This window comes from Streptomyces sp. A0958 (assembly GCF_004795035.1).
GTDB lineage: Bacteria > Actinomycetota > Actinomycetes > Streptomycetales > Streptomycetaceae > Streptomyces.
Window position 1 is genome coordinate 94,929 of sequence record NZ_SSBK01000008.1, and the last position, 25,562, is coordinate 120,490.

The window sequence follows — 25,562 nt, forward strand, 5'->3', positions numbered from 1 at the left end:
GCCGCGCGCTGATCCACCAGGGATTACGGGACAGCCCTTGGGGCCGGCCGCTTCACCCATGACTGATTCGTGTGCGTACCAGCCGCGCCATACAAACCGCACGTGCGGTTTGTTATGGTGGCATTGATCGGGCCGCACCTTGAGAGGAAGGGACGTGTCGTGACAGTTGTGAATGACATTCCTCGGGCCTCCGCGGAGGCGGCGAACGCTCACGAGCGTGTGGCCGAGCTGCACGCGGTCCGCGCGCAGGCGGTGGCCGGGCCGAGCGCGAGGGCGACCGAGGCGCAGCACGCGAAGGGGAAGCTGACCGCGCGCGAGCGTATCGAGCTGCTGGTGGACCCGGGTTCGTTCCATGAGGTGGAGCAGTTGCGGCGGCACCGGGCGACGGGTTTCGGGCTGGAGGCGAAGAGGCCGTACACGGACGGTGTGGTCACGGGCTGGGGCATGGTCGAGGGCCGGACGGTCTTCGTGTACGCGCACGACTTCCGGATCTTCGGCGGGGCGCTGGGTGAGGCCCATGCCACGAAGATCCACAAGATCATGGACATGGCCCTCGCGGCCGGTGCCCCGCTGGTCTCCCTCAACGACGGGGCCGGTGCCCGTATTCAGGAGGGTGTCTCCGCGCTCGCCGGGTACGGCGGCATCTTCCAGCGCAACACCAAGGCGTCCGGTGTCATCCCGCAGATCAGTGTGATGCTCGGCCCGTGCGCGGGCGGCGCGGCCTACAGCCCCGCCCTGACCGACTTCGTGTTCATGGTCCGTGAGACCTCGCAGATGTTCATCACGGGTCCGGACGTCGTGAAGGCGGTCACCGGTGAGGAGATCACGCAGAACGGGCTGGGCGGCGCCGACGTCCACGCCGGCACCAGCGGCGTGGCGCACTTCGCGTACGACGACGAGGAGACCTGCATCGCCGAGGTCCGCTACCTCCTGTCGATGCTTCCGCAGAACAACCGCGAGTACCCGCCGTGCGTGCCGTGCTCCGACCCGCAGACCCGCCGCTCCGAGGTGCTGCTCGACCTCGTCCCGGCCGATGGCAACCGCCCGTACGACATGCACAAGGTCATCGAGGAGCTTGTCGACGACGGCGACTACCTGGAGGTCCACGAGCGCTGGGCCCGTAACATCGTCTGTGCCCTGGCCCGGCTCAACGGCCAGGTCGTCGGGATCGTCGCCAACCAGCCGCAGTCGCTGGCGGGCGTGCTGGACATCGAGGCGTCCGAGAAGGCCGCCCGCTTCGTGCAGATGTGCGACGCCTTCAACATCCCGATCATCACCCTCCTGGATGTCCCCGGCTTCCTGCCCGGCGTCGACCAGGAGCACGGGGGGATCATCCGGCACGGCGCCAAGCTCCTCTACGCCTACTGCAACGCGACCGTGCCCCGGATCAGCCTGATCCTGCGCAAGGCCTACGGCGGCGCCTACATCGTCATGGACTCCCAGTCGATCGGCGCCGACCTGACCTACGCCTGGCCCACCAACGAGATCGCGGTCATGGGTGCCGAAGGCGCCGCCAACGTGATCTTCCGCCGGCAGATCGCCGAGTCGGACGACCCCGAGACGACCCGGGCCCAGATGGTCAAGGAGTACAAGGCCGAGCTGATGCACCCGTACTACGCGGCCGAACGCGGCCTGGTCGACGACGTCATCGACCCCGCCGACACCCGCGAGGTGCTCATCGGCGCCCTGACGATGCTCCGCACCAAGCACGCCGACGTACCGGCCCGCAAGCACGGCAATCCCCCGCAGTAACGGAGCGCTCGATGGCACGACAGCAACGCGCGGTGCGAACCCGGGAAGCCCTGATCAGGTCCGCGGCCGAGATCGTCGCCCGGGAGGGCTTCGCGGTCACCTCGCTCACCGGGATCAGTACGCGGGCAGGGGTGAGCAACGGCGCGCTGCACTTCCACTTCGTCAGCAAGGTGGCCTTGGTGGAGGCCGTGGAGGCGGCCGCGCTGGAGCGGCTGCGGGCGGTGCTGGAGGCGCCGGCGGGCGCGCGGAGCCGGCTGCAGCACCTCGTCGACGTCACGCACGCGCTGGCGCGCGAGCTGAACTCCGACGTGGTGCTGCGGGCCGGGTTCGTGCTGTGCGGTGACGTGGCGTGGGCGCCGGACGTGGACCTCCGGGCGTACTGGCAGCGGTGGGCCGAGGGGTTGGTGCGGGAGGCCGGTGCGGCGGCCGAACTGCGGCCCGGTGCCGAGCCGGAGGGGATCGTGGCGGCGGTGGTGGGCGCGACCGTGGGCTTCGAGGTGCTGGGCGCGCGGGACACCGTCTGGCTGGCCTCCCGCACGGTCGCGCGGTTCTGGGAACTGCTGCTGCCGACCCTGGCCTCGCCGGGGCTGCTCGGGACGCTGGACGCCGGGGGGACCCGGGGGAGGGCCGAGCCGGTCTCCGACGGCCTCGGAGGCCGCGAGACCCGGTAGTGCCTTCCGGGAGCCTTTGGGCCGGCAAGGTCCTTCGAGAGCCCTTTGAGGCATTCCGAAGCCCCTGAAGAGACCAACTGGTTTGTTTTCAGAGTTCCCCTCCATTACCCCTCCGGGGCCTCGAAAGCCGCTTCCTGTCTGCTCCGAGGCCCCTGTCCGGGGGGAGGGGCGGGTGTCTGCGCGGGTCTGCGCCCCGTGCCGGCCCCAGGGGGTTCCGCGTGCAGCCCTGACGTCGAATCCAGCCACGTCGTGGTGGCTTGCTCTCGCTGTGGCGTGGTGTTCCAGAGTGGCAAATGGGCGTTTTGATCTGCTGGAATGCCGACCTCCGGGCGGTTGAGAGCGAGTTGGGTGCGGCCTGAGGGTGGCCGGAGATCGATGTCGGATGGCCGTCCTGACCCCTATGGGATTGACAAACCGACTGTGCTGTTTTTTTATCAAGTAGCCAGGACGCGCCATCGCGATCCGGCCCCGGCAGAACGGGCAACGCGGGAACGCGCAGGCCGGGCACCTGCCTGCAGCGACCTTTGGGGGAGTACGTGGACATCAACCTGCTCGGAGCGCTGTCCGTCACCGAGAACGGGGTGTCGGTCACGCCGACCGCGCCCAAACCGCGCCAGGTACTGGCCCTGCTCGCGCTCCACGCCGACCAGGTGGTCCCGGTGGCCACGCTGATCGAGGAGCTGTGGGGCGAGAACCCGCCACGCAGCGCCCGTACGACGCTTCAGACGTACGTGCTCCAGCTGCGCGAGCTGATCGGCGGGGCGCTCGGACACGGCGAGAACGAACGCTGTACCGCCAAGGACGTCCTGACCACCCTCCCCGGCGGCTACCGGCTCGAGACCCGGGGCGGGACCGTCGACTACCGGGAGTTCGAGCGCCGGGCCGGCGCCGGTTACCGGGCGATGGACGGCGACGACCACCAGGGCGCCTCGCGCCGGCTGGCGGACGCCCTGTCGCTGTGGACCGGCCCCGCGCTCACCGACGTCCAGGCCGGCAGCCAGATCCAGATGGAGGTCCGGCGCCTGGACGAGGCCCGGCTGTGCGCGCTCGACCAGCGCATCGAGGCCGACCTCCGACTGGGGCGCCACCGCGAACTGCTGTCGGAGCTCACCGTCCTGGTCAACCGGTACCGGATGCACGAGAGCCTGCACGGCCAGTTCATGCTGGCGCTGCACCGCTCCGGGCGCCGCGGCGAGGCGCTCAACGTCTACCGGCGGCTGCGCACGGTCCTCGTGTCGGAGCTGGGTCTGGAGCCGTCGGCCGCGCTGAGCCGGCTGCAGCGCTTCATCCTCACGGCGCACCCCGAACCCGTGCCGACGGCGACGGTCGCCACCGGAGCGGCCAAGGGACGGCTCGTGGTGCGGTGACGGCGCGAGGGGCGGGGCGAATCCGTGCGCGGGACCGCTTCCTCCGCGCACGGACGCCGTCCTCCCCGGAGGCCCTTTCCCGGATCACCCTTGAACGCGGATCGGGGAAAGAGCCTTCGCGTTGTTCGGGCGAGACGTCGTCCGGGCGCCGGCCGGTCCCTTCCGGTTCGTCGCGGGGCGCGGAGGGACCGGTCAGGAGGGGGCCGCGTGCGTCGCGGTGAGCGCCTCCAGGCGGTCCATCAGGTCCTGCTGTTCGCGCGTGAGGCGCTCGACGTGACGGCGCAGGCCGATGAGCTCCGCGTGCAGCAGGCGCACGCTCGGCCCGTCGTCGTCGGCGGGCGCGAACGGTGCGGCCGGGAGACCGGCGGGGCGGACAGGGGCGGAATCCGGGTCATGGAGGATCGCCTCCATGCGGCCGCGCAGGAGCGGGCCGGGCTCCACGCCCAGGTCGCGGACGAGCCGGCGGTGCGCGCGGTCGTACGCCCGCAGTGCCTCCGCCTGACGGCCGCACCGGTACAGCGCGGTCATCAGCAGCTCGTGGAAGCGCTCACGCAACGGGTGGGCGGTGGTGAGCTCCTCCAGCTCGCCCGTGATCTCGCCGGCCCGCCCCGCCCCCAGGCACGCCGTGTACAGGGATTCGAGCGCGACGAGCCGGCTCTCCTCCAGCAGCGAGGCCTCGACGGAGCAGATCGTGCCCCGGCCGCTGCCTTCCAGGGCGGGGCCGCGCCACAGGGCCAGGGCCCGGCGCAGGACGTCGGCCGAGCGGCCGGGGTCGGTGGGCGCGAGACCACGTCCCTCGGCGGAGAGCCGGTGGAAGTGCCGGGCGTCGGTGCCGGTGCCCCCGAGCCGCAGGACGTAACCGGGCGCGCGGGTCACCAGCCACTCGTGGTGCGCCTCCCCGGAGGCGGGCGGCGGGGCGGGCAGCAGCCGGCGCAGCCGCGCGACATGGGCCTGGAGGGCGTTGGCGGCGTTGACGGGCGGGTGTTCGCCCCACAATTCGTCGACGAGCCGGTCCGCGGAGACGGCCTGGTCGGCCTTCACGACGAGCGCGCCGAGCAGGGCACGCTGTTTGGCACCGGCCGGCACGATCGGAACGCCGGTCCGCTCGTCGAAGAACTGGACCGGACCCAGTATTCGAAACTCCATCTCATCCTCGCACGGGAAGGCCCGAGGGCTCTGCGGTCGGAGATCCGTTCCCGGTATTCCCTTCGAAAAGGACCCGGTCCCTTCCTCTCCCATCGGAGAGTAGGGGTTCTCGCGGTAAGACGCCCGGCGCGCGACCGGGACACCGGTAATCGTGGAGGGTTTCTCGAGGTTTTCTCAGGCCGGGTTCACAAACGGTCGACCGTCAGGTCGGGGAAGCCCGTCCGGACCCCTCGGCAGTACCAGGTGCCCAGTACGCCGAACAGAATCCTCGCGTCGGGAAGCCCGGGCAGGGCAGGTGTCCCGGGGGCGGGGCCCCGGCCGGCCGGGCCGAGCAGCCCGCGGGGGAGCGGTTCGGCGCCGTGCGCCGTCGTATCGGTCACCATGGCCGGAAAGCTAACAGCGCGTACCGCGTCCGAAAAGATGTGGGAAGAACGGATGGCTGTTCATCCGGTGATTGTCAGCGGCGTGTCAGCGGCGTGTCAGCGGCGTGTCAGTGGCATATCTCGGAATTCATTGGAGACGGGCCGGAGCCGGACTCGATCGCCGGAGGGGGAACGGGTGCCGAAGGGTATGGTGCACCTGGCCTTGGGTCCATGGAAACGCCAGAAAAGGCCGGATCAAGACAGTGTCGAAAGGTTCACAACCGGCCGGAAAGCTATGGCGGCCTGGCAAGGCTGGGAGGGGAATCATGAAGATTAGAGTCCTGGGTCCGTTGGATGCCGAGGTAAACGGGATATCCATCGTCCCGACCGCTGGCAAGCCCCGCCAGATTCTGGCGCTGCTCGCCCTCTACCCGGGCCGGGTCATGCCCGTGCCCACCCTGATGGAGGAGATCTGGGGCGCCGACCTGCCGCAGAGCGCGCTCACCACGCTCCAGACGTACATCCTCCAGCTGCGCCGCCGTCTGGGCACCGCCATGGGCCCGGACGTCCCCGGCTCCGCCAAGGACGTGCTGGCCACCCGTTACGGCGGCTACCTGCTCCAGATCCCGGCCGAGTCCGTCGACGTGCACGCCTACGAGTGCCTGGTCGCCGAGGGCCGGCAGGCCTTCGAGAGCGGCGAGGACTCACGCGCCTCCAAGTGCCTCGGCGAGGCCCTCGACCTGTGGGAGGGGCCCGCGCTGGTCGACGTGCGCGTGGGACCGATCCTCGACATCGAGGTCATGCGCCTGGAGGAGAGCCGACTGGTGACGCGTGAGCGCCGGATCGACGCCGACCTGCGGCTGGGCCGGCACGTCGAACTGATCGCCGAGCTCACCGATCTGATCGCCCGCCACCCCCAGCACGAGGGGCTGCACTCGCAGGCGATGGTCGCGCTCTACCGCTCCGGCCGGCAGGCCTCCGCGCTCGACGTCTACCGCCGGATGCGCCAGCGGCTGATCGACGAGCTCGGTGTCGAGCCCTCGCCGCAGCTCCAGCGGCTGCACTTGGCGATGCTCGCGGTCGACCCGCGCCTGGACGTGGTCGCTGGGCCGCGCCACTCCTCGACCTTCGACCTGTACGCGGCCTGAGCCGCGGACGCGTGCCGGTGCGGGTCGAGTCCCGCTCCGGCAGCGGTCGCGAGACTCGGGGCGCGGCCGGTGCGCCGCCCGGCGAGCACGCCGGAACAGCTTCCCCGAAGGAGGACGACGGATGGCTTCGCTGACAGCGGTCGACGAGGTGGTGGAGCAGCGGGTACGGCTCCACTGCCTCGCCCACGCGGGCGCGGGCGTGGCCAGCTACCAGCGCTGGTCCCTGGCGGCCGGTCCCGCGGTGGACGTGGCGGCCCTGCTGCTCCCGGGCCGGGACGGCCGCCGGCGGGAGCCGCGCGTCACCGACCGCGCCGGACTCCTGGCCGACCTCCTCGGTCCGCTGCTCGACGCGGCGCGGTCCGGCCCGTACGCGCTGTACGGACACAGCCTGGGAGCGCTGGTGGCCTACACCCTGACCCGGGCGCTGGCCGAAGAGGGGGCGCCCCCTCCCCTGTTCCTCGCGGTCGGCGCCTGCCTGCCGCCGCACGCCACGGCCGCACTGATCGGCGCGGCCGAAGCCCCCGACGAGCAGCTGCTGCCGCTCCTCGGGGCCCTCGGCTCGCTGCCGAAGGGGCCCGCCGCCGCCCGCCCCGGCGGGCTGTGGCACCGCTCCGTGCTGCCCGTCCTGCGCGACGACCTGCGGTTGGCCAAGGCCCTGCGGCAGGCGGCCCTGGACCCCGCCACCGGAGGACCCGTGAACGTACCCCTGCTCGTCTTCGCCGGCAGCGACGACCCGCTTGCCGTCCCGACCGCGCTCCAGGAATGGCGGCGGTGGACCACCGGCCCCATCACCGTGCGCACCCTGATCGGCGACCACTTCTTCGCGGGGAACGACGTGCTGCCCGCGCTGATCGGGGACGCCTGCCGGGAACGCGTCGCGCTGACCACGGGCATGCCGGAAGCCGGACCGGCCGAGGACCGCACCGCCGGCGGTGAGCGGTGAGGCGGATCGTCATCACCGGCGTGGGCGTGGTGGCCCCCGGCGCGATCGGCACCGGTGCCTTCTGGTCGCTGCTCACGTCGGGACGCACGGCGACGCGCGGCGTCACCCTCTTCGATGCCTCCGGACACCGTTCACGGGTGGCCGCCGAGGTCGACATCGACCCCGCCGCCCACGGCTTCACCCTCGCCGACACCGAACGCCTCGACAGGACCGCCCAGTTCGCTCTGGTCAGCGCCCGCGAGGCGGTGCGGGACAGCGGCCTGGCCGACGTCCTGGCGGCCGGGAACCCGCTGCGCACCGGCGTGAGCCTGGGCAGCGCGGCCGGCTGCACCACCGGACTGGCCACCCAGTACGCCCTGCTCAGCGACTTCGGCGTGACCTGGACCGTCGACCACTCCAAGGCTGCCGAGCACCTGCACGACTACTTCATGGTCGGCTCCCTCGCGGCGGTGGTGGCGCGCGACAGCGGAGCGCAGGGCCCGGTCGGCGTGGTCTCCAGCGGCTGCACCTCGGGCCTGGACGCCATCGGCCACGCCGCCGAGCTGATCCGCGAGGGCAGCGCCGACGTGATGGTCGCGGGCGGGGCGGAGGCGCCGATCTCCCCGATCGCCATGGCCTGCTTCGACCGCATCAGGCTCACCAGCCCGCGCAACGAGGACCCGGGGACCGCGTCGCGGCCCTTCGACCGCACCCGCGACGGGTTCGTCCTCGGCGAGGGCGCGGCGGTGGTGATCCTGGAGGAGCTCCAGCACGCCCGGCGGCGCGGGGCCCACGTGTACGCGGAGCTGTCCGGCTTCGCCTCGTACAGCAGCGCCCACCACATGACGGGACTGCGGCCGGGCGGGGAGGAGATGGCCGACGCCATCCGGGCCGCGCTCGACGCCGCCCGGATGAACCCGGTGGACGTGGACTACGTCAACGCGCACGGCGCCGGCACGCGGCACAACGACCGGCACGAGACGCACGCCTTCAAGCTCGGCCTCGGAGATCATGCCCGGCGTGTCCCGGTCAGCTCCATCAAGTCGATGATCGGGCACGCGCTGGGCGCGGCGGGGGCCCTGGACGTCGCGGCCAGCGTGCTCGCCATCCAGCACAGCACGGTGCCCCCGACGGCGAACCTGCACGAACCGGACCCGACCTGCGACCTGGACTACACACCGCTGTTCGCGCGCGAGCAGCGCACCAGCACGGTGCTGAGCGTCGCGAGCGGTTTCGGCGGGTTCCACACGGCGACGGTGCTGACCCGGCCCCGACTGCGGGAAGCGGCGTGAGGGACGGGGAGGGGATGCGGGACGGAGACGGCGTGAGCGGACCGTGGGACGTCGATGCCGTGGCCGGCGGCGGTACCGGTGCGCCCGGGCCGGGACTCGCCGCACTGGAGTGGCCCGAGGAGGAGGCCGTGCGCCCGCCCGCCGAGGTGGTCGTCACCGGCATCGGCGTGATCGCCCCCAACGGGCTCGGCGCCGAGGCCTGGTGGCGCGCGCTGCTGGCGGGGAAGAACGGCATCCGCCCGATCCGGCGCTTCGACGCCTCCGGCTATCCGGTACGGATCGCGGGCGAGATCGACGGGTTCGTCGACGAGGACCACATCTCCAGCCGCCTGCTGCCCTCCACCGACCGGGTCACGCGCCTGGGCCTGGTGGCGGCGAAGGAGGCCCTGGACGACTCCGGGGCCGACCCGGCCGCCCTGCCCCGCTACGGCGCGGGCGTCGTCACCGCCAGCACCGCGGGCGGCACCGAGTTCGGGCAGCGCGGACTGGAGGCGCTGTGGGGCAAGGGCGCCGCGTACGTGAGCGCGTACCAGTCCTTCGCCTGGTTCCACGCCGCCGGCACGGCCCAGATCTCCATCCGGCACACGCTGCGCGGCCCCGGCACCGCGGTCGTCAGCGAGCAGGCCGGCGGCATCGACGCCGTGGCCCGGGCCCGCCGGGAGATCCGCAAGGGCGTGGGCCTGATGGTCGCCGGCGGGGTCGACTCGGCCCTGTGCCCGTGGGGCTGGGCCGCCCACCTGGCGGACGGCCGGATGACCACGGCCGCCGACCCGGACCGCGCCTACCTGCCCTTCGACGAGGCCGCGGGCGGCCACGTGGTGGGCGAGGGCGGGGCGCTGCTGGTCCTGGAGGACGCGGCCGCCGCCGCGGCGCGCGGGGCGACCGCGTACGGCGTGGTGGCCGGCTGCGCGGCCACCTTCGACGGCGGTCTTGACGTGCTGCGGCTGCGTGAGGCGGCGGAACTCGCGCTGGCCGACGCGGGGGTGACGCCGGACGAGGTGGACGTGGTCTTCGCGGACGCGGCCGGCGAACGGGACGCCGACCGGGCCGAGGCGGTGGCGCTGACGGCGCTGTTCGGTCCGTACGGGGTGCCGGTGACGGCTCCCAAGTCGATGACGGGGCGGCTGGGCGCGGGCGGTTCCTCGCTCGACGTGGCGGCCGCGATGTTCGCGCTGCGCGACCGGGTCGTCCCGCCCACGACCGGGACCGTACGGGCCGCCGCGGACTGCGAGATCGACCTGGTGACCGGGGCGGCGCGGGAACTGCCCGGCCTGCGGACGGCGCTGGTGCTCGCCCGCGGCCGGGGCGGGTTCAACTCCGCGGCCGTGGTGCGGGCCGCCGGGGCGTGAGGACGGGTCCCGGGCGGGTACGCGGGGGCCGTGAGCGGTCGGCCGGGGTCTGCGTTCCGGGCGGCCGGGCCGGCCGCACCGTCTCTCCGGCGGGGGCCGCCCGTGGGAGCAGCAGGACGGACGGAACGTTTCCCTTTCCTTGTCAGAGGGTGCCGCCGGCCTACGGCGAACGGCGCAGTTCGTGCCGCAGCCGTTGTTCGAGCGCGGTCAACGGCAGGTCGGGGCGCAGCTGTTCGGGGTGGCCGGGCGGCGGGGCGTCGTAGACCGGATCGCGGTTCAGGCAGCCTTCGAGCGTGCTCTCGCCGACGGTGTGCAGAAGTCCGAGGACGACAAATCCGTCCCACAGGGCACGGACGAAGCCGAACGGGTTCAGGGCACTCGCCTCCAGGGGTCGGCCGCCGGTTCGGCGGGCGGGGGAGCGGCGCACCGGGACACGGCACGGTCGTGTGCGAGCGCCGGGACGTCACGGGTCACGGACGGCGGACCGCGCGGGGGGCGGTGCCGCGACGAGCTGTGTCCGGCCACGGTCCGCCCGGCCCCTCAAGGAACCCTCCAGGCCGGGTGGAGCACGGCAGCGGGGCCGGTGGGGCGCGGGTGGGGTCGTACGGGTGCCGGGACGGGGCCGGTCGGGTGCCGGGCGTGGTGGTCCGGGGCGGACGGAGGCCGTACGGAAGTGACGGGGTGCCGTACGGGACGCGGCGGGCGCGGTCGCGGGGGCCCTGGGCGTGGGAGCCCCGAGGCGGAGGTCCGTGCCGGGAAGGGTGCCCCGTGCCGCCCACCAGGGCGGGGGTGGCCGGGTGGGCGGCGGGGCCGCGGGCGCGACCGGCGGCCGGGGTTGACTCCCGGGCGCCGGCGGGGGCGCCCGTCAGGAGGACGCCGCCCGAGCGGTCCGCGCGACGAGTGTCGGGGGCCCGGCTGGAGCCGTGCTCAAGCCGTCGGACGCTCCGGTCCGGTCCCGCGCCCGCCCCCCGGGGCCGTCCCGCGCGGATCGTGCCTGCCCCGGGGGAGTGCGGCTTCCGCCCGGGGCGTACGGGCGGGAAGGGCGCTCCGGTCAGGCTCGACGGCGGCTCCAGCCGGGCCCGGCCCGGCCACGAGCCGTTCCGGACAGGGTCGTTGACACGGCCGCCGGTCGAGGCGGATTCCGGCAGCATCAGCCGCCGACCCGCACGCGGCGGCCCGAGTCGGCCGGAGTGCCGAAGGGAAGGGTGTGGAAGATGTCGGATGCGCGAGTGCACCGCACGGTCCACCAAGTGATCGCGGCGGCCCCGGCCGGTGTGCTGTACGGGCTGATCGCGGACGCCACGCGATGGCCGCTGTTCTTTCCGCCTTGCGTCCACGTCGAACAGCTCGACTTCCAGGGGACGCGGGAGCGGTTGCGCATGTGGGCCACGGCGGGTGACGCCGTCACGTCCTGGATCTCCAACCGCCGTCTGGACGTGCAGCGGCTGCGCGTGGAGTTCACCATGGACCAGCCCACCGACCCCACCCGCTCCGCGAGCGGGGTCTGGACCGTGGAACCGCTCGGCGACCGCTCCCGGGTGACGCTGGAGCACTCCTTCACCGCCACCGGTGACGACCCCGCAGACGCGGCCTGGGCGGAGGAGGTCACGGCGGCCAACAGCAGCGTCCAGCTCGGGCTCGCCCGGGTCGCCGAGCGCTGGACCCGGCTGGACGACCTGGTGTGGTCCTTCGAGGACACCCTCCACGTCAACGCCCCCGCCGAGCTGATCTTCGACTTCCTGTACCGGGCCGACGACTGGCCCGCCGAACTGCCCCACGTCGCCCGCCTGGACCTGGTCGAGGACGAACCGGGCGTGCAGGTGATGTCCATGGGCAGCCTGTCCATCGACGGCGGCACGCACAGCACCGAGTCCGTCCGCATCTGCTTCCCCGGCGCCCAGCGGATCGTCTACAAGCAGGTCCGCACCTCGCCGCTGTACGCCGCGCACGCGGGCGAGTGGTCCATCGAGCCCGACGAGACGGGCGTGAACCTGATCGCCCGCCATCACGTGCTGCTCGACGAGGACAACATCGAGCGGGTGCTCGGCGAGGGCACCGACGCCGTCGCCGCCGGCCACTACGCACGCGACGCGCTCGGCCAGGCAGGACTGTCCGTTCTGCGGTACGCCACGCGGTACGCCCTCGGTTCGGTCCGCGTCCTGTGAGCGCGGCCCGGACCACCCAGACCCCCGTGCGGGACATCCACGCCCCCGCACGGGACAGCCTCCCCGGTGCCGCCGCCACGGCGGGGACCGGCGCCGACGCCCCGGACGCACCGCCGCTGCGGGCCACCGAGCCGCTGCGGGCCGCGCGCCTGGAAGCCGCGCTCGGCGACCCGTCCGACCCCGGGAACCCGCACGGGCACCTCGCGCTGCTGCGCGCCGACGAGGCCCGTGAGGTGCCCGAGGCCACCGAGGCGCTGCTCGCGGAGGCCGGCGTGGCCGCCGAGTTCGTCCCCCACGACCTCGGCGGCCGCCTCACCTCCCTGGAGGAACTCGCCCGCGTCCTGCGCCCGTTGTTCCGCCGCGACCTGGCCCTCGGCTACGGCTTCGGTATCACGTCCCTGTTCGCCGCCTCCTCGGTGTGGACCGCGGGGGACGAGCACCAGCGGCGCTCCCTGGCCGACGTGCTGCTCGGCGGCGGCCGCGTCACGATCGTGCACCGCGAGGTCGCGCACGCCAACGCCATCCTGCGCAACGAGATGGATGCCGAGCGGCGCCCAGGCGGGTGGCTGGTCGGCGGGCGCAAGGACGTGGTCATCAACGCCCACCGCGCCGACGCGTTCGTGGTGTACGCCCGCACCTCGCGGGAGGCGGGCCCCCGCAGCCACTCGGTCCTCATGCTCGGACCCGGCGCGCCGGCCGCCGGCGAGGTGCGCCGGCTCGGCCGGACGGAGACGCCCGGCATGCGCGGAGCGCACTTCTCCGGCCTCGAACTCGACGGTGTGGCCCTGCCCGACGGCGCCCTGGTCGGCGCCGTCGGCGACGGAGTGTCCCTGGCCCTGCGCAGTTTTCAGATCAGCCACTGCCTGATCCCGGCCACCGTGCTCGCGGGCGTCGACGGCGTACTGCGCTCGGCGGTGCGCGCGGCCACCGAGAACCGGCCGGACGGCCGGCCCTCCCGCCGTCGCCAGAAGGCGCTCGCCGGGGTCTTCGCCGACCTGCTGGCCTGCGACGCCATGGCGGTCACCGGGCTGCGGGCGATGAGCCTCGTGCCCGAGGAGTCGTACCTGCTGGGCGCGGCCGTGAAGTACACGATGCCGGACCTGCTGCGCGAGGACCTGGAGGAACTGGCCACGGTGCTCGGCGGCCGCGGCTACGACCGGGGGCCGGTGTACGGCGGCTTCCAGAAACTCGTACGCGACCTGCCGGTCGCCGGCCTCGGGCACGCGGGCACGGCAGTCTGCCAGGCGGTGATCGTGCCGCAGCTGCCGGCCCTGGCCCGTACGGCCTGGTTCCGCACCCCGGAACCGCCGGCCGAGCTGTTCCGGCCGGGCGCGCCGCTGCCCGCCTTCGACCACCGGCGGCTGGCCCACTCCGGTACCGACGACCTGCTCACCGCCACCCTGGTGGGGGTGGCCGGCCGGCTGGAGGGCCGCACCGGCGGGGGGACGCCGGTGGCGGCCCTGACCGACCTCGCGCGGGCCTTCGTGGCGGAGCTGCGGGTGCTGCGCGCCCGGTGCGCCGCGCTCGGCGGGGACTTCGGCCCGCAGGCCTGCGCCCTGGCCGACCGTTACGCGCTGGTGCTCTCGGCCGCCGCCGTGCTGGGGGTCTGGGAGGCGCAGGAACAGGCCGGCGACCCGTTCCTCGGAGAGCCGGCGTGGGCGGTGCTCGCCCTCAGCCGCATCGGCCGCCGCCTGGGCGTACCGGTGGCGAATCCGCCCGGCGGGGTCGTCGAGGCGGTGCTGGACGAGGCCCTCGACCGCTGCCGGCAGGGGCGCAGCCTCGACGTGTACGGCACGCGGCTCGCGGGCTGACGGAACACCGGACCCAGGGCCCGGCGGGCGACGGCCGCGAGCCGTCCCCCGCCGCCACGTACGGACATCCCCGCCCCGCGGGGCCGTGCCGGGGCGCCGGACGAGCACCCCGGCACGACGGCCGGCCGCCTGCGCGGGGTCATGGGCGACCGGCACGACATCGCAGGAGGCGACGATGAACAAGGTGACGTGTGCCGTACCGGTCCACGTGCCACGGCCGGACGGGCCCTGGCACGGAGTGCGGGAGAGCCTGGCCGAGCTCGGCAACGCGGTGGTCTACACGACGTGGAGCGAATGGCTGCCGAGCGTCCTGACCAGTCCCCGGCTGCCCGAACTGCTCGGCGCGGACTGGGACCGCTACCGCCGTACCCCCGATCCCACCGTCCGCTACCGTTTCGCCGCCGCCCGGCTGCTCATCAAGTGCACGGCCGGGGCGGCCCTGGGGATCGAGCCGGAGCACCTCGACCTGGCCTACCGGCTCGGCGGACGCCCGTACCTGCGCGGCTTCGACCAGATCGAGCTGAGCCTGTCGCACACCGGCGAGCTGATGGCCGTGGGGCTGAGCCGCACCGGCCGGATCGGGGTGGACGCGGAGCCGACCGGGCGCGCGGTCCGGCTGGACCTGCTGGAGGCGCAGATCCTGACCGCCATCGAGTCGGCGGAGATCGCGGAGCTGCCGGAGGAGCAGCGGGTGCCGCACGCGCTGCGGCTGTGGACGCTGAAGGAGGCGTACACCAAGGCGCTGGGACAGGGACTGCGGCTGGGCTTCAAGGAGTTCGGCTTCGGACGCGGGCTGAAGCTGCACGCTCCGGACGGCAGCGCCGCCACCCGTGGCGAGTGGGGCTTCGCCACGCACGAGGTCATGGGCCGGTACCTGGTGAGCACCGCCTGCCACGACGCGGGGCTGTGCACCGCGGACGACACGTCCGTGGGCACCATGCTCGACCGGGGCTTCCTGTCGGCGATGAGCATGAACACGGAGTGATCCGGTACGACTCCACCGGTTCTGCGACGCTTCCCCAGCCGCGTCAGCGGTCTGTCAGCGCCCCGGCAGCGGGTTGCGCCACGGTGGCCCGGGAGTTCCGCGCCTTCTGCGGCCGGGTGCTTCCCGGGCCCCGGCCGACGGCTGGGCCGGCCCGCACGGACGAGTGCCGGAGGAGGCGAACGTGGCTATGCCGAGTCGCCCGCGCGCGGAGCAGGGACAGGGCGGCCGCGCCGCGGAGCCGCCGTCCCTGCCGGTGACCCGGCAGCAGCGCGACCTGTTCCTGGACCCCCTCGGGCAACGTGGCACCGGCCGGTACGTCGAGCAGATCTCCTGGCACTGGCGGGGCCCCCTGGACACCGGGCGGTTCACGGCCGCCTGGCAGTCGGTGGTCGACCGCGAGACGGTGCTGCGGGCCGCCTTCGCCGGGGACCCCGAACCGCACGTGGTGCTGCACGAGCGGGCCGAGGCAGAGGTGGTCCGTCACCTCGCCGGCAGCGTCGGCTGGGACGAACTCGTGGAACGCGACCGGCTGCGGGGCTTCGACCTGCGCGACGCCGGCCCGCTGCGCGTCACCCTGCTGGACGAGCCCGCGGAGCCCGCGGAGCCGCCGGACGGCGGTGCGGGTGCGGTGCCGGACGGCGGCGGGGGTGCGGTGCCGGACGGTGGTGCGGGTGCGGTGCCGCCGCCCGTCGCGCGCCGGACGCCGGACGCCTCCGGGGCCGTCACCCGCGTGCTGCTCACCTTCCACCACGGGCTGCTCGACGCCTGGAGCGTGTTCGTCCTCATCGACGAGTTCTACCGGGCGTACCTCGCCGGCGGGGCGCTGCCCGGCGGTGAGCGGCGCCCCGACATGCGTGACTGGTTCCAGTGGCTCGGCCGCCAGGACCCGGGGCCCGCCCGGGAGTTCTGGACCCGTGCCGTGCCCCCCGGAGCTCCGGCCGTGCTGCCGGCCGCTCCGGGACCCGACACCCGGGAGAGCGGCTGTGGGCGTGCCGAGGGGCGGCTGACCGCCGCCGAGGCCGACCGGCTGCACCGCTGGGCCGCAGCCAGGGCCCTGCCCGACTCGAGCGCGCTGCAGGCGGTCTGGGCGCTGCTGCTCTACCGCGCCGCGGGCGCGACCGGGCCCGCGCAGGTCGGCTTCGGCGTGACCGTCTCGGGACGCGGCATCACCCTGGACGCCGTCGAGCGGCTGCCGGGACCGCTGCGCGCCTGTCTGCCGATGTCCGTGCAGGTCGACCCCGCGCACCGGTTGCCCCAGCTGCTCACCGGGCTGCGCGACCGTGCCCTCGACATGGCGGCATACGAATGGGTCTCGGCCGGGCAGATCCACGAGTGGACCGGCCGCGCCGCCGGCGGCGGCCGTCTGCTGGAGAGCGTCGTGGCGGTCGAGAGCAGGCCGCGCCGGCGGGCCGGGGTGCGCGGCGAGTTGGCCGCCGGCGGCGTACGGGTGGACCCGCCGAGGGCGAGCGGTGCGCACACCGCCTTCCCGGTGGCCCTGTTCGCGCACCGCGAGCCGAACGGCGCGCTGACCCTGAGCGCGCTGCACGACCGGGCCCGGATCTCGGCCGACGACGCGGGCCGCCTGGTCGGGCACTGCGTACGGCTGCTGAAGGAGCTGCCCCGCACCGACGAACGAACGACGGTCGCCGACGTGCTCGCCACGCTCGCCGGCCACGCGCTGCCGCGGATCGCCGCCCCGCCCCGCCGCCGGGCGGACCGGCCGCACCCGGCCGTACTCGACCGGCGGGCGAGCGGCCGTCGAGCCGATTCCGAGCCTTTCTTGACACCGTGGGGCGACACACCCTGAAGGAGTTGCCCATGTCCGACCAGGAGTTCCGCGAGATCGATATGGCCGTGTTCGGGATGGTGCCCGTGGGTACGGCCCCGCCGCTGAGGCTGGCCGGTGCCGACCACGACGACGACGCCGAGTTCTTCACCATCGTCCGAGGCATCGACTAAGGGCTTGCCGGGAATTAACCTGTGGGTTTTGCGACCTGGGCTCGCAGGTTGGCGTGCTGCTGGCCCACGTGTTGTTCTCCGGCAAGCCCTTAGCCCGTGTGGCGCATCGTGCGGGGTCCGGAATCCGGGCGGCTCCGGCCCTGGCCGTGACCACCACGAGCCCACCGACCTGCGCCCCGGCTCTCCCCTCCGCCATGTCCCTGCCGGATTCCGACGGCCGCGAGCGGGTCTCGACCTACCGTCCAGCGCCGCTCCACCACCGGTCGAGGGCCCACTGGCAGGCTGCCTGACTGGACCGGGCCCGGGCCCTGACCGCGGCCCGTCCGGCGCGCACGTCGCCCTGCTCGTGGTCTTCTTCCTGATGCCCGAAGGGCAGTCCTCGATGAGCGCCGCCGGGCAGTCCGGCGAGGCCCCCGGGGCCACGGAGGGTTCCGTGGGGGTCGCGGCGGCCACCGAGCGGTAGGCGCGGCGAGCGCCGGCCCCGTGCGGTGGAAGCGGTGCCCCGTCGGGTGCCGCGGCCGCCGCGCACCGCCGCCCGGCGGGCGACGGCCGGCCGGACCGTCCGCAGCCAAGCCGGTGTGTGCGCCGGCGTAAGGAGGGATTCACACCATGCCGCTGTCGAAGCGGGAGAGCCGGCCCGAGGTGTCCGCCTCGGTCGACGCGTTCCTCAACGACCACCGGTACGTGGCCGCGCTCACCACCGTCCGGCCCGACGGGACGCTCCACACGGCGCCCGTGCGGTTCACCTGGGACGCGGACACCGGCCTCGCCCGGGTCATGACGGTGGTCTCCTCGCGCAAGGCCAGGAACCTGCTCGCGGCCCCGGGCGGCCGGGTCACGCTGTGCCAGGTGCAGGGCTTCACCTGGGTCACGCTCGAGGGCACCGGCACCGTTGTCACCGAGCCGGCGCGGGTGGCCGAGGGGGCCCGGCGGTACGCCGAGCGGTACTGGTCGGGGCCGCCGAACCCGCCCGGCCGGGTGGTCATCGAGATCGAGGTGGACCGGGTGCTCAGCCTCAACACCTGAGGCGGGTACGCCGCAACGGCACGTGCGCGGCGGCGCCGGGAGGATCTCCCGGCGCCGCCGCGCACGTGCCGTTGCGGCCGCCGGGCCCCGGGCACGGAACCCGGGGGAGGGCCCCGGGCCCTCTCACGCTCCCTTCGGGGGCGGCGTTCCGTCCGCCCACAGCAGGCGGAAGGACAGCAGCGTCAGCCGCCAGCCCAGCGGGGTGCGCCGGGCCTCGCCGTCGACGAACGTGCCGGTGGCGAACAGCGGCGGCAGGTCGCCTTGCGGGCGCGCGTGGTGCGGGTGGTGCACGTGCGTGCACAGCACGTTGGCCCGCAGCGTCGCCCGGTCGCCGTCGAGGACGACCAGGGCCCCAGAGCCCAGGTGCTGGGTGGCGGCGAAGGCCGACAGGGCGGTGAGGTGGAACTTCGCCATGCCCTCGGCGCCCTCGTGCCGGCTCATCGGCGGGAAGGCGACGACGCCGTCCGGCGTGAACAGCCGCGCGGCCCAGGCGTCGTCGAGCTTCTCGTCGTCGAGCGAGAGCAGATAGCGGTCCAGCAGGGCCGCCACGAGGGCCCGGGACTCCGCCGGGGTCTCCGCGGCCGGGACGGCGGGACCGGCGGGAATGTGAGTGGAGGTCATGCCCGAGCATGCGCCCGCGCGCACCCGCGCGGGCAACCCCGTCGACAAGGACCCGACGAAGTCCTGACGAAGATCTGACGTGGCCGGCCTTTTTCTGACATTCCTTTTCAAAGGCCTGTACGGATCGCTATTTACGCTCCGCCCGAACCCTCGCGATACTGGGAGTACACCAGTGGGAAGAGGGCAAATGCGCACCTTTGATGCGGACGTCGTTGTCGTGGGGGCCGGCCCCACCGGACTTATGATCGCGGGCGAATTGAGGCTCAATGGAGTCTCCGTCATCGTGCTTGACAAGCTCGCGGAACCCATTCAGGAATCACGTGCCCTAGGTTTCTCGGCACGTACGATCGAGGAATTCGCGCAGCGCGGTCTGATTTCCCGCTTCGGTGAGGTCGGCGTCATACCCGTCGGCCACTTCGGCGGTGTCCCGCTCGACTACCGGGTGCTGGAGGGCGGCTCCTACGGGGCCCGCGGCATCCCGCAGGCCCGCACCGAGGGCGTCCTCGGCGGCTGGGCCCGGGAGCTCGGTGCCGAGATCCGCCGCGGCGTCGAGGTCGTCGGCCTCGACCAGGACACCGACGGTGTCACCGTGACCGGCTCCACCGCCGACGGCGCCCTGAGCCTGCGCGCCCGGCACGTGGTCGGCGCCGACGGCGCCCGCAGCGTCGTGCGCAAGCTCACCGGCATCGACTTCCCCGGCACCGAACCCGCCATGGAGCTCCGCTTCGCGGACGTCGCCGGCGTCCAGCTGCGCCCCCGCTTCAGCGGCGAGCGCGTCCCCGGCGGCATGGTCATGGTCATCCCGATGGGCCCGGACCGCGCCCGCGTCATCTACTTCGACAACACCCAGCCGCTGCGCACCGCCGAGGGCCCCCTCGCCTTTGACGAGGTCGTCGAGGCCTGGCAGCGCCTGACCGGCGAGGACATCTCCGGCGCCACCCCGCTGTGGGTCAGCTCCACCACCGACAACTCCCGCCAGGCGTCCGAGTACCGGCGCGGCCGGGTCTTCCTCGCGGGCGACGCCGCGCACATCCACCTGCCCATCGGCGCGCAGGGCATGAGCGCGGGCATCCAGGACGCGGTGAACCTCGGCTGGAAGCTGGCCCTGGACGTCAAGGGCCGGGCGCCCGAAGGCCTGCTCGACACCTACCACGCGGAGCGGCACCCGGTCGGCGCCCGCATCCTGACCAACACCCTCGCCCAGCGGATTCTCTACCTCGGCGGTGACGACATCACCCCGATGCGCGAGGTCTTCTCCGAGCTGGTCGAACACCACGACTCGGTCCGCCGGCACCTGGCCGGGATGGTCACCGGCCTCGACATCCGCCACGAAACGGTCCAGGGCGACCACCCCCTGCTCGGCCGCCGGCTGCCCGACCGTGAACTGCTCGCGGACGGCGAGAAGACCTCCGCCTTCGCGCTGCTGGCCGCCGGACGGGCCGTGCTCCTGGACCTCGGCGGCGGCCCCGCCCTGCACGAGGCGGCGGCCGGCTGGGCGGACCGCGTCGACGTGATCGGCGTCGACTACCCCGACTGCGCCGCGCCGGTGGACGCCATCCTCGTCCGCCCCGACGGCTACGTGGCCTGGGTCGCGCCCCTCGGCGCCGGCCCCGCAGGCCTCACCGACTCCCTCTCCCACTGGTTCGGTCCCGCACAGTAGGCGCGTTCCGCCCGGTTTCGTCCCACCTCCAAAGGAAGCGAAGAAGAATGCCTTTCATCTCTGTCGAGGACAAGCACCTCACCGTCCTCAACCTCTTCACGACCGACAAGCCCGAGAACCAGGACAGCCTGATCGCGGAGATGACGAAGATCGTCGACGCGGCCACGTACGAGGGCTGGATGTCCTCCACGGTCCACGCGGGCGTCGACCAGCCGGGCACCGCGAACTTCATCCAGTGGCGCAGCGGCGAGGACCTCGAGAAGCGCTACGCGGGCGAGGAGTTCAAGCACCGCACCCTGCCGGTCTTCTCCGAGATCACCACCTCGATCAAGCTCCTGCAGAACGAGGTCGCCTACGTCCTGACCTCCGACGGGCCCGGCGGCAAGGCCGAGATCGGTCCGCACCGCGACGACTACACCTGCATCTCCGTCTTCGTCGTCCGCCCCGACGCGCAGGACGAGGCCATCGACGCCCTCGGCGCCGGCCAGGAGTACTTCAAGGGGGATGTCCCGACCATCTCACGCTCCGCCCCACGCGTAGGCCCAGGAACGACCCAAGCCCTTTCACCGCGCGCTCGCCGCCGGAAGGGCGACCCAAGCCCCCACCCACCGAGGGCCGCGAGGCCGCGAGGTCGGGACAACGCCACTTCAAGGACCTGCCGGGCTTCCGCTCGCACATCGTGCTCAAGGGTCTGCGGGCCCGCGGCCTGGACGGCACCTTCGTCGTCTCCTACTCGCAGTGGGACAGCAAGGAGGCCTTCGAGGCCTACCGCCACCAGGCCCCGGAGAAGCAGCCCGAGGCCCGCAAGGCCGCCATGGGCCGGGTCCGCGCCGTGGCCGTCGGCGCCCCGTACGTCAACACCTACCAGGTGGTCCACACCCGCGCCGCCGGCGAGTGATCCGGCGCGCCGGCGACGGCGCGACCGGCCCGCACACGCCCCGGGACGCCTGGCTCCCCGCCTTCGGGGGCCGGGCGTCCCGCGCGTGTGCCCGGGACGCGGTGCCCGCCCGCGCACCCGTCCGGCGGCGTCCGGCCGCCCGGCTCCGGTGGAATTCGAGAATCCCCCGGGCGAGCCGCGATCTGTGTGCGGGACCGTCAAGACGGGTGGCGAGTCCATTCCCGGCCACGAATTACCGAGGACCCGGCCTTTCCGTAATCCCTCCCATGCAACCGCTGAGGAGCTAAACCTTATGCACAGCACGCTGATTGTCGCACGGATGGCAGCCGCATCCGCCACCGATGTGGCCAAGCTGTTCTCCGAATTCGACGCGACGGACATGCCTCACCGCATGGGGACGCGGCGCCGCCAGCTGTTCTCGTACCGGGGCCTCTATTTCCATCTCCAGGACTTCGACGAGGACAACGGGGGCGAGCTGATCGAGCAGGCCAAGACGGACCCGCGCTTCGTGGGGATCAGCGAGGACCTCAAGCCCTTCATCGAGGCGTACGACCCGAAGACCTGGCGCTCGCCGGCCGACGCCATGGCGCAGCGCTTCTACACGTGGGAGGCGAACGCGTGAACCGCCGACGCGTGGTCATCACCGGCATCGAGGTGATCGCACCCGGCGGCGTGGGCAGGGAGAAGTTCTGGGCCCTGCTGAGCGAGGGTCGCACGGCCACCCGCGGGATCACCTTCTTCGACCCGGCGCAGTTCCGCTCCCGGGTCGCCGCCGAGGTCGACTTCGACCCGTACGCGCACGGCCTGGCGCCGCAGGAGGTGCGCCGCCTCGACCGGGCAGCGCAGTTCGCCGTCGTCGCCTCGCGCGGCGCGGTCGCCGACAGCGGCATCGACCTCGAGGGGTACGACCCCCACCGCATCGGCGTCACCGTCGGCAGCGCTGTCGGTGCCACGATGGGCCTCGACGAGGAGTACCGGGTCGTCTCCGACGGCGGCCGGCTCGACCTCGTCGACCACGCGTACGCGGTGCCGCACCTGTACGACTACATGGTGCCGAGCTCCTTCGCGTCCGAGGTCGCCTGGGCCGTCGGCGCCGAGGGCCCCTCCACCGTGGTCTCCACCGGCTGCACCTCCGGCATCGACTCGGTGGGCTACGCCGTCGAGCTGGTGCGCGAGGGCACCGCGGACGTCGTGATCGCCGGTTCGTCCGACGCGCCGATCTCGCCGATCACGATGGCCTGCTTCGACGCGATCAAGGCCACCACCCCGCGGTTCGACGAGCCCGGACGCGCCTCCCGGCCCTTCGACAGCACCCGCAACGGCTTCGTCCTGGGCGAGGGCACCGCCTTCTTCGTCCTGGAGGAGCTGGAGAGCGCCAAGAAGCGCGGCGCCCACATTTACGCGGAGATCGCCGGCTACGCCACGCGCTCCAACGCGTACCACATGACGGGCCTGCGCCCCGACGGTGTCGAGATGTCCGAGGCCATCAACCTCGCGCTCGCCGAGGCCCGGATGAACCCCGAGGCCGTCGACTACATCAACGCGCACGGCTCGGGCACCAAGCAGAACGACCGGCACGAGACGGCCGCCTTCAAGCGCAGCCTCGGCGACCACGCCTACCGCACTCCGGTCAGCTCCATCAAGTCGATGGTCGGGCACTCGCTCGGCGCCATCGGCTCCATCGAGATCGCCGCCTCGGCCCTGGCCATGGAGTACGACGTCGTGCCCCCGACGGCCAACCTCACCACGCCCGACCCCGAGTGTGACCTCGACTACGTCCCCGTGACTGCGCGCGACCAGCCCGTCGACGCGGTCCTCACGGTCGGCAGCGGATTCGGCGGCTTCCAGAGCGCCATGGTGCTGGCCAGCCCCGAAAGGATTCTCGTATGACCACGTCGGTGGTGGTTACCGGTCTGGGCGTCGCCTCCCCCAACGGGCTCGGCGCCGAGGACTACTGGGACGCGACCCTGGGCGGGAAGAACGGCATCGGCCGCATTACCCGCTTCGACCCGGCCGGTTACCCGGCCGGGCTGGCCGGCGAGATCCCCGGCTTCGCGGCCGAGGACCACCTGCCCAGCCGTCTGCTGCCGCAGACCGACCGGGTCACCCGGCTGGCGCTGGTCGCCACGGACTGGGCGCTCGCAGACGCGGGCGTCGACCCCGGGAAGCAGCCCGAGTTCGACATGGGCGTCATCACGGCGTCCGCGGCCGGCGGCTTCGAGTTCGGCCAGGGCGAGCTGCAGAGCCTGTGGGCCCGGGGCAGCCAGTACGTCTCCGCGTACCAGTCCTTCGCCTGGTTCTACGCCGTCAACAGTGGCCAGATCTCGATCCGCAACGGGATGAAGGGCCCCTCCGGCGTCGTCGTCAGCGAGGGAGCAGGCGGCCTCGACGCCGTCGCCCAGGCCCGCCGTCAGATCCGCAAGGGCACCCCGCTGATCGTCACCGGTGGTGTGGACGCATCGATCTGCACCTGGGGCTGGGTGGCGCAGCTGTCCACGGGCAGGCTCAGCACCAGCAGCGAACCCACCCGCGCCTACCTGCCCTTCGACCGCGACGCCCGCGGCTACGTGCCCGGCGAGGGCGGCGCGATCCTCATCGCCGAGGACGCCGGCGCGGCCCGCTCCCGCGGCGCCCACGTCTACGGCGAGATCGCCGGCTACGGGGCGACGATGGACCCCCGGCCGGGCAGCGGCCGCGAACCGGGCCTGCGCAAGGCCGTCCAGGTCGCGCTCGCCGACGCCGGGACCGCCCCCGGCGAGGTGGACGTGGTCTTCGCCGACGGTGCCGGCGACCCGGCCCTCGACCGCGTCGAGGCCGAGGCGATCAGCGCCGTCTTCGGCCCCCGCTCCGTCCCGGTGACCGTGCCCAAGACCATGACGGGCCGCCTGTACTCGGGCGCCTCGCCGCTGGACCTGGCCGCCGCCTTCCTCTCGATCCGCGACGGGGTCGTCCCGCCGACCGTGCACGTCGACCCGTGCCCGGACTACCCCCTGGACCTGGTCCTCGGCCGGCCGCGCGAGGTCCGGGTGCGCACCGCGCTCGTCCTGGCCCGCGGCAGCGGCGGCTTCAACTCCGCCATGGTCGTACGCGCCGTGGACTAGAGAGCCCCGAACGGCGGGCGGCCCCGCCCGGGGCCACCCACCGCCCACGCACCGACCCACACCACCTCACGGACGAAAAGGACTTCCACCATGGCCACCAAGGCGTTCACCCTCGACGACCTCAAGCACACCCTGCAGGAGGCCGCAGGCGTGGCCGAGGGCGTCGACCTGGACGGTGACATCCTCGACACGGAGTTCGACGTGCTCGGCTACGAGTCCCTCGCGCTGCTGGAGGCCGGCAGCCTCATCGAGCGCGAGTACGGCATATCCCTCGACGAGGAGGCCGTCAACGACGCGCACACCCCGCGGGCCTTCATCGAGGTCGTCAACACCCAGCTCGCCCCCGCCCAGGCCGCCTGAGGAGATCCGGACATGACGCAGCACACCACCCCCCGGGTCGCCCTCGTCACCGGCGCCACCAGCGGCATCGGCCTGTCCTCGGCGCGCCTGCTCGCCCGCGACGGCCACCGGGTGTTCATCGGCGCACGCAACGCCGACAACGTGGCCGAGACCGTCAAGGAGCTCCAGGCCGAGGGCCTGGACGTGGACGGCGGCGTGGTCGACGTCCGCGACACCGCGTCCGTCGACGCCTGGGTCCGGAGCGCGGTCGACCGCTTCGGCACCGTCGACGTCGTGGTCAACAACGCCGGCCGCTCCGGCGGCGGTCCCACCGCCGACATCGCGGACGAGCTGTGGGACGACGTCATCGACACCAACCTCAACAGCGTCTTCCGCGTCACCCGCGCCGCCCTGACGATCGGCGGGATGCGTGCCAAGGACCGCGGCCGGATCATCAGCATCGCCTCCACCGCCGGCAAGCAGGGCGTCGTCCTCGGCGCCCCGTACTCGGCCTCCAAGCACGGCGTCGTCGGCTTCACCAAGGCCCTCGGCAACGAGCTGGCCCCGACCGGCATCACCGTCAACGCGGTCTGCCCCGGCTACGTGGAGACCCCGATGGCCCAGCGCGTGCGCCAGGGCTACGCCGCCGCCTACGACACCTCCGAGGACGCCATCCTCGAGAAGTTCCAGGCGAAGATCCCGCTCGGCCGCTACTCCACCCCGGAGGAGGTCGCCGGCCTGGTCGGCTACCTGGCCTCGGACACCGCCGCCTCCATCACCTCCCAGGCGCTCAACGTCTGCGGCGGACTGGGCAACTTCTAGGGCGTGTTCCGAAAGTCCCGCCTGCCGGGCGACGCCTGGCACGCACGCTCGCGGCGTTGCCGAAAAGCCCTACCAGCTCCGCTACGAGGGTTCCCGGCGCCTTGCGATCGTACGCACCAGACGCCGCCCGGCCCGCCCTCCGGGCGGACGGCGCCACTTTCGGAAC

At 73.3% G+C, this 25,562-nt stretch carries 24 protein-coding genes; 20 read left to right on the forward strand and 4 right to left on the reverse strand.

Annotated elements, in window-relative coordinates:
* Nucleotides 1-159 precede the first annotated feature (159 nt).
* From E6P78_RS11420 to E6P78_RS11430, 3 genes are all read left to right on the forward strand, one after another.
* Nucleotides 160-1,752, forward strand: a complete 1,593-nt coding sequence (locus E6P78_RS11420) for an acyl-CoA carboxylase subunit beta (protein ID WP_136203429.1) — start codon at nucleotides 160-162, stop codon at nucleotides 1,750-1,752.
* A gap of 11 nt (nucleotides 1,753-1,763) precedes the next feature.
* Nucleotides 1,764-2,423 (forward strand): ScbR family autoregulator-binding transcription factor, encoded by a 660-nt coding sequence (locus E6P78_RS11425; protein WP_136203430.1) that lies wholly within the window; start codon nucleotides 1,764-1,766, stop codon nucleotides 2,421-2,423.
* Between the two features lie 536 nt (nucleotides 2,424-2,959).
* Nucleotides 2,960-3,790, forward strand: coding sequence for an AfsR/SARP family transcriptional regulator (locus E6P78_RS11430; RefSeq protein WP_136203431.1), 831 nt, complete (start codon nucleotides 2,960-2,962; stop codon nucleotides 3,788-3,790).
* Between the two features lie 192 nt (nucleotides 3,791-3,982).
* Here the strand turns inward: E6P78_RS11430 and E6P78_RS11435 are convergent, their stop codons facing one another.
* Complete coding sequence (locus tag E6P78_RS11435; RefSeq protein ID WP_136203432.1) at nucleotides 3,983-4,936, reverse strand: AfsR/SARP family transcriptional regulator; 954 nt, start codon at nucleotides 4,934-4,936, stop codon at nucleotides 3,983-3,985.
* A 185-nt stretch (nucleotides 4,937-5,121) separates the two neighbouring features.
* The gene (locus E6P78_RS11440) at nucleotides 5,122-5,319 is read right to left on the reverse strand and encodes a hypothetical protein (RefSeq protein WP_136203433.1); all 198 of its coding nucleotides are present in this window, start codon (nucleotides 5,317-5,319) and stop codon (nucleotides 5,122-5,124) included.
* 305 nt (nucleotides 5,320-5,624) lie between these two features.
* Here E6P78_RS11440 and E6P78_RS11445 point away from each other — a divergent pair, with 305 nt between their 5' ends.
* The 4 genes from E6P78_RS11445 to E6P78_RS11460 all read left to right on the forward strand — a co-directional run bounded on the left by E6P78_RS11445 (nucleotide 5,625) and on the right by E6P78_RS11460 (nucleotide 10,009).
* Nucleotides 5,625-6,446, forward strand: coding sequence for an AfsR/SARP family transcriptional regulator (locus E6P78_RS11445; protein ID WP_136203434.1), 822 nt, complete (start codon nucleotides 5,625-5,627; stop codon nucleotides 6,444-6,446).
* 121 nt (nucleotides 6,447-6,567) lie between these two features.
* Nucleotides 6,568-7,389, forward strand: a complete 822-nt coding sequence (locus tag E6P78_RS11450; RefSeq protein WP_136203435.1) for a thioesterase domain-containing protein — start codon at nucleotides 6,568-6,570, stop codon at nucleotides 7,387-7,389.
* Nucleotides 7,386-8,660 (forward strand): beta-ketoacyl-[acyl-carrier-protein] synthase family protein, encoded by a 1,275-nt coding sequence (locus E6P78_RS11455; protein ID WP_136203436.1) that lies wholly within the window; start codon nucleotides 7,386-7,388, stop codon nucleotides 8,658-8,660. Before E6P78_RS11450 ends, E6P78_RS11455 begins: the two co-directional genes overlap by 4 nt.
* Nucleotides 8,661-8,788: 128 nt before the next feature.
* Complete coding sequence (locus tag E6P78_RS11460; RefSeq protein ID WP_240799160.1) at nucleotides 8,789-10,009, forward strand: beta-ketoacyl synthase N-terminal-like domain-containing protein; 1,221 nt, start codon at nucleotides 8,789-8,791, stop codon at nucleotides 10,007-10,009.
* Between the two features lie 160 nt (nucleotides 10,010-10,169).
* On the opposite strand, the gene E6P78_RS11465 is transcribed toward E6P78_RS11460, so the two are convergent.
* On the reverse strand, nucleotides 10,170-10,436 hold the full coding sequence (locus E6P78_RS11465) for a DUF6059 family protein (RefSeq protein WP_136203438.1): 267 nt from the start codon (nucleotides 10,434-10,436) through the stop codon (nucleotides 10,170-10,172).
* Between the two features lie 787 nt (nucleotides 10,437-11,223).
* On the opposite strand from E6P78_RS11465, the gene E6P78_RS11470 reads away from it, so the two are divergent.
* The 6 genes from E6P78_RS11470 to E6P78_RS11490 all read left to right on the forward strand — a co-directional run bounded on the left by E6P78_RS11470 (nucleotide 11,224) and on the right by E6P78_RS11490 (nucleotide 17,955).
* Nucleotides 11,224-12,174 (forward strand): aromatase/cyclase, encoded by a 951-nt coding sequence (locus tag E6P78_RS11470; protein WP_136203439.1) that lies wholly within the window; start codon nucleotides 11,224-11,226, stop codon nucleotides 12,172-12,174.
* A gap of 26 nt (nucleotides 12,175-12,200) precedes the next feature.
* Nucleotides 12,201-13,985 (forward strand): acyl-CoA dehydrogenase, encoded by a 1,785-nt coding sequence (locus E6P78_RS11475; RefSeq protein WP_136203440.1) that lies wholly within the window; start codon nucleotides 12,201-12,203, stop codon nucleotides 13,983-13,985.
* Between the two features lie 175 nt (nucleotides 13,986-14,160).
* Nucleotides 14,161-14,970 carry a 4'-phosphopantetheinyl transferase superfamily protein gene (locus E6P78_RS11480; RefSeq protein WP_136203441.1) on the forward strand — a complete coding sequence of 270 codons (810 nt, stop codon included), beginning with the start codon at nucleotides 14,161-14,163 and terminating at the stop codon, nucleotides 14,968-14,970.
* A gap of 187 nt (nucleotides 14,971-15,157) precedes the next feature.
* Nucleotides 15,158-16,777 carry a condensation domain-containing protein gene (locus tag E6P78_RS11485; RefSeq protein ID WP_240799161.1) on the forward strand — a complete coding sequence of 540 codons (1,620 nt, stop codon included), beginning with the start codon at nucleotides 15,158-15,160 and terminating at the stop codon, nucleotides 16,775-16,777.
* An 11-nt stretch (nucleotides 16,778-16,788) separates the two neighbouring features.
* Entirely contained in the window at nucleotides 16,789-16,929 is a 141-nt protein-coding gene (locus E6P78_RS32730; RefSeq protein ID WP_168712598.1) for a hypothetical protein, read from the forward strand.
* Nucleotides 16,930-17,538: 609 nt separating this feature from the next.
* On the forward strand, nucleotides 17,539-17,955 hold the full coding sequence (locus E6P78_RS11490; protein WP_136203443.1) for a pyridoxamine 5'-phosphate oxidase family protein: 417 nt from the start codon (nucleotides 17,539-17,541) through the stop codon (nucleotides 17,953-17,955).
* A 123-nt stretch (nucleotides 17,956-18,078) separates the two neighbouring features.
* Here the strand turns inward: E6P78_RS11490 and E6P78_RS11495 are convergent, their stop codons facing one another.
* Complete coding sequence (locus tag E6P78_RS11495; RefSeq protein WP_136203444.1) at nucleotides 18,079-18,576, reverse strand: nuclear transport factor 2 family protein; 498 nt, start codon at nucleotides 18,574-18,576, stop codon at nucleotides 18,079-18,081.
* Between the two features lie 187 nt (nucleotides 18,577-18,763).
* On the opposite strand from E6P78_RS11495, the gene E6P78_RS11500 reads away from it, so the two are divergent.
* From E6P78_RS11500 to fabG, 7 genes are all read left to right on the forward strand, one after another.
* Nucleotides 18,764-20,236: an FAD-dependent monooxygenase gene (locus E6P78_RS11500; protein WP_136203445.1), complete on the forward strand. Its 1,473-nt coding sequence runs from the start codon at nucleotides 18,764-18,766 to the stop codon at nucleotides 20,234-20,236.
* Between the two features lie 679 nt (nucleotides 20,237-20,915).
* A complete protein-coding gene (locus E6P78_RS11510; RefSeq protein WP_206307786.1) occupies nucleotides 20,916-21,134 on the forward strand; it encodes a hypothetical protein in 219 nt (72 codons plus the stop codon).
* 292 nt (nucleotides 21,135-21,426) lie between these two features.
* On the forward strand, nucleotides 21,427-21,756 hold the full coding sequence (locus E6P78_RS11515; protein WP_136203546.1) for a TcmI family type II polyketide cyclase: 330 nt from the start codon (nucleotides 21,427-21,429) through the stop codon (nucleotides 21,754-21,756).
* The gene (locus E6P78_RS11520; RefSeq protein WP_136203446.1) at nucleotides 21,753-23,024 is read left to right on the forward strand and encodes a beta-ketoacyl-[acyl-carrier-protein] synthase family protein; all 1,272 of its coding nucleotides are present in this window, start codon (nucleotides 21,753-21,755) and stop codon (nucleotides 23,022-23,024) included. Before E6P78_RS11515 ends, E6P78_RS11520 begins: the two co-directional genes overlap by 4 nt.
* Entirely contained in the window at nucleotides 23,021-24,235 is a 1,215-nt protein-coding gene (locus tag E6P78_RS11525) for a ketosynthase chain-length factor (protein ID WP_136203447.1), read from the forward strand. The genes E6P78_RS11520 and E6P78_RS11525 overlap by 4 nt, the downstream gene beginning before the upstream one ends.
* Before the next feature lie 90 nt (nucleotides 24,236-24,325).
* Nucleotides 24,326-24,595, forward strand: coding sequence for an acyl carrier protein (locus tag E6P78_RS11530; protein ID WP_136203448.1), 270 nt, complete (start codon nucleotides 24,326-24,328; stop codon nucleotides 24,593-24,595).
* 12 nt (nucleotides 24,596-24,607) lie between these two features.
* Nucleotides 24,608-25,396, forward strand: coding sequence for a 3-oxoacyl-ACP reductase FabG (gene fabG, locus E6P78_RS11535; protein WP_136203449.1), 789 nt, complete (start codon nucleotides 24,608-24,610; stop codon nucleotides 25,394-25,396).
* Nucleotides 25,397-25,562 lie beyond the last annotated feature (166 nt).

Excerpts from the sequence above, each read along its gene's own strand:
- E6P78_RS11485 (WP_240799161.1), top strand. The coding sequence starts at position 15,158 with ATGCCGAGTCGCCCGCGCGCGGAGCAGGGACAGGGCGGCCGCGCCGCG.
- E6P78_RS11445 (WP_136203434.1), top strand. The coding sequence starts at position 5,625 with ATGAAGATTAGAGTCCTGGGTCCGTTGGATGCCGAGGTAAACGGGATA.
- E6P78_RS11500 (WP_136203445.1), top strand. The coding sequence starts at position 18,764 with ATGCGCACCTTTGATGCGGACGTCGTTGTCGTGGGGGCCGGCCCCACC.
- E6P78_RS11440 (WP_136203433.1), bottom strand. The coding sequence starts at position 5,319 with ATGGTGACCGATACGACGGCGCACGGCGCCGAACCGCTCCCCCGCGGG.
- E6P78_RS11435 (WP_136203432.1), bottom strand. The coding sequence starts at position 4,936 with ATGGAGTTTCGAATACTGGGTCCGGTCCAGTTCTTCGACGAGCGGACC.
- fabG (WP_136203449.1), top strand. The coding sequence starts at position 24,608 with ATGACGCAGCACACCACCCCCCGGGTCGCCCTCGTCACCGGCGCCACC.
- E6P78_RS11480 (WP_136203441.1), top strand. The coding sequence starts at position 14,161 with ATGAACAAGGTGACGTGTGCCGTACCGGTCCACGTGCCACGGCCGGAC.
- E6P78_RS11495 (WP_136203444.1), bottom strand. The coding sequence starts at position 18,576 with ATGACCTCCACTCACATTCCCGCCGGTCCCGCCGTCCCGGCCGCGGAG.
- E6P78_RS11490 (WP_136203443.1), top strand. The coding sequence starts at position 17,539 with ATGCCGCTGTCGAAGCGGGAGAGCCGGCCCGAGGTGTCCGCCTCGGTC.
- E6P78_RS11515 (WP_136203546.1), top strand. The coding sequence starts at position 21,427 with ATGCACAGCACGCTGATTGTCGCACGGATGGCAGCCGCATCCGCCACC.
- E6P78_RS11425 (WP_136203430.1), top strand. The coding sequence starts at position 1,764 with ATGGCACGACAGCAACGCGCGGTGCGAACCCGGGAAGCCCTGATCAGG.
- E6P78_RS11530 (WP_136203448.1), top strand. The coding sequence starts at position 24,326 with ATGGCCACCAAGGCGTTCACCCTCGACGACCTCAAGCACACCCTGCAG.
- E6P78_RS32730 (WP_168712598.1), top strand. The coding sequence starts at position 16,789 with ATGTCCGACCAGGAGTTCCGCGAGATCGATATGGCCGTGTTCGGGATG.
- E6P78_RS11525 (WP_136203447.1), top strand. The coding sequence starts at position 23,021 with ATGACCACGTCGGTGGTGGTTACCGGTCTGGGCGTCGCCTCCCCCAAC.
- E6P78_RS11450 (WP_136203435.1), top strand. The coding sequence starts at position 6,568 with ATGGCTTCGCTGACAGCGGTCGACGAGGTGGTGGAGCAGCGGGTACGG.
- E6P78_RS11470 (WP_136203439.1), top strand. The coding sequence starts at position 11,224 with ATGTCGGATGCGCGAGTGCACCGCACGGTCCACCAAGTGATCGCGGCG.